Source organism: Mesorhizobium sp. M1342 (assembly GCF_040317955.1).
Taxonomy (GTDB): Bacteria; Pseudomonadota; Alphaproteobacteria; order Rhizobiales; family Rhizobiaceae; genus Mesorhizobium.
The window spans coordinates 1-2,452 of sequence record NZ_JAMYLI010000064.1 but is presented as its reverse complement, the minus strand read 5'-3'; the positions used below and the strand labels follow the sequence as shown (position 1 = coordinate 2,452).

General features: G+C 60.1%; 2 protein-coding genes, 1 other RNA gene and 1 pseudogene. 2 read left to right on the top strand and 2 right to left on the bottom strand.

Features of this window, described 5'->3' with window-relative positions; translation table 11 throughout:
- The coding region (locus tag NKH06_RS31925) for a thymidylate synthase (protein WP_352895107.1) at positions 1 to 689 on the bottom strand (689 nt) is incomplete at its 3' end.
- A 157-nt stretch (positions 690 to 846) separates the two neighbouring features.
- Positions 847 to 1,158, bottom strand: a complete 312-nt coding sequence (locus NKH06_RS31920; protein ID WP_352442880.1) for a DUF2853 family protein — start codon at positions 1,156 to 1,158, stop codon at positions 847 to 849.
- Between the two features lie 170 nt (positions 1,159 to 1,328).
- On the opposite strand from NKH06_RS31920, the gene ssrA reads away from it, so the two are divergent.
- Positions 1,329 to 1,688, top strand: a transfer-messenger RNA (tmRNA) gene (ssrA, locus tag NKH06_RS31915).
- Positions 1,689 to 1,825: 137 nt separating this feature from the next.
- Positions 1,826 to 2,350 (top strand): annotated as a pseudogene (locus tag NKH06_RS31910) (AAA family ATPase).
- Positions 2,351 to 2,452: the final 102 nt, after the last annotated feature.

Sequence of the window (2,452 nt, the reverse complement as noted above, 5' to 3'; positions counted from 1 at the left end):
ATCGTCGGCAGCGTCCTCGGCGTGCGCCGCAGTTGTTCGCGTGCTTGCTCGAAATGGTTCGAGTAGAGATGCGCATCACCGAGCGTGTGGACGAAATCGCCAGGTTTTAGCCCGGTGACCTGCGCCACCATCAGGGTCAGCAGGGCATAGGACGCGATGTTGAACGGCACGCCGAGAAAGATATCGGCCGACCTTTGGTAAAGCTGACAGGAGAGCCGCCCTTCCGAAACGTAGAACTGGAACAGACAGTGGCAGGGCGGCAGCGCCATCGCTTCCACCTCGGCTGGGTTCCATGCCGAAACGATCAGCCGCCGCGATTGAGGATTTTTTCGTATCTCCTTGAGAAGATTCGCGATCTGGTCGATCGAGCCGCCATGGCCGTCCGGCCAGGAACGCCACTGCTTGCCGTAGACCGGGCCGAGATCGCCATTCTCGTCGGCCCATTCGTCCCAGATCGAAACGCCATGGTCGGTGAGGTATTTGATGTTGGTGTCGCCGGCCAGGAACCACAGCAGTTCATGGATGATCGACTTGAGATGCAGCTTCTTGGTCGTGGTGACGGGAAAGCCGCGCGCCAGGTCGAAACGCATCTGGTAGCCGAAGACGGAGCGCGTTCCGGTGCCGGTGCGGTCGCCGCGATCGGCGCCGTTGTCCAGCACGTGCTGCAGGAGGTCGAGATACTGGCGCATCGGTTCCGGCTCGATTCGGTTGTCCAGCCATCATAGCTTACGGACAGGCGATCGAACACCACAAAGCAGCGCAAGCCCTGCCCGAAGCCAGCCAGTCCCCAACAACGTCAGGGCTGGCGCATGGACCGCGCCAGCCCTACGAATTGAAGCGCGGTCGTCAGAGGGAGCCGAGCTTGCCCAGGTCCTTCGCGACGAGGTAGTAGAAAGTCACCCGGCTCTTGGTGTTGTCGGCAGCCATTGCCTTGCAAGTCTTTTCGATGGATGCATCGGCCTTTGCTGCATCGCTGATGCCGAGCTTCTTGGCGACCCAGCTGTCCCTGACACGCCCGAGTTCCTTCGGGTCGGTGCAGGATACCAGCGAGGAATCGCGGTTCCTGAGCGCGATGCCCAGGTGCTTGACGATCTTTTCAACCGCATCAGCACTGGCGCCGGCATCGTATTTCTTCACGTCTGCAAGATAGTCGGCCATCAAAATTCCCCTCGTCGGCGCCACGGATCCGATCGATGAGGGCTGTGGCGCGCTGCTGCAACATGTGCGCTAGGTCGGTAACTCCTCACCGGGGCAAAGCTTCGGTTGAGACCGCGCCCAAGTCAACCCTTTGGACTTGCGGTTTTGTCAGGGGGACAAAGTGCCATTGCGGCCTTCCATTTCTTACGATGGCCCCCTATATTCGGTTTGTCGGCTTGACCGACTATGGCGATAAATGGGCGATGAAATAAGCCGTTCGGACCCGGGGGCGGTACCCGGCGCCTCCACCAAAAGCCGCTGCTGATGACAGAGCGGTTCTTGCTGGGGGCGAAATAGGATCGACGAAGGTGTAAAGATCGTACTTTTGCCCGGCATGGTACCACCGTCATCGGGCTAAACCTGTAGTTGCAAATGACAACTATGCGGAAGCACGTCTCGCCGCGTAAGCGGTGCGATAGCTTCAAATCAAGCCCTAGAGGTTCGCACTTCTAGGCGGGGTTCGGAGGTACCTGGCAACAGAAACCTCCACTTCTCCCCTCCTCAACATGCGCTACGCACAACGGCAGCTCCGCTGGCCGGTCCGTCCAACGGCTATGGGCCGCGAAGGCGCACCGTCGCGTGCCCGTCTCTATGGACAAAAGAGCAAAACGATTCCGATCGATTCTTCGTGCTGACCGGTGGTCCCGGATCCGGCAAGACCACCCTGATCGAAGCCCTGCGCCACGCAGGCTTTTGCCACCTCGGTGGAAGCCGGGCGCGGCATTATCCGCGACCAGTCCGCCATTGGCGGATCCGCTTTGCCCTGGCGTGATCGCGCCCTGTTCGCCGAGTTGATGCTGGCATGGGAGATGCGCTCGTATCAAATTGCGCGAAAACAGACCGGGCATCCTGTTTTTTTCGATCGCGGCGTTCCGGACGCGCTTACCTCAGGCTGAGCGGCCTGCCGCTACCCGAACACGCCCACGCCGCAGCCAAGCGCTTCCGCTACAACCCCCGCATCTTTGTCGCCCCGCTTTGGCCGGAGATCTTCGCGCAGGATGAGGAGAGAAAGCAGACGCTTGAGGAGGCCGAGCGTACCCACCATGCGCTGGTCGGCGTTTACAGGGAGTTGGGCTATGAACTCGTCCCGCTGCCTTTGGCGACGGTCGAGGAGCGGATGCGCTTCGTGCTGATCGAGGCAGGATTGGGATGAAAAAGGCCGGGATGAACTGAACTGACCCCATAAAGTTGGACGGTTCATTGAGTTGGTAGGTTTAAGGGCTGGTTCCTGTATTGCACAGGGGCCAGCCCTTTC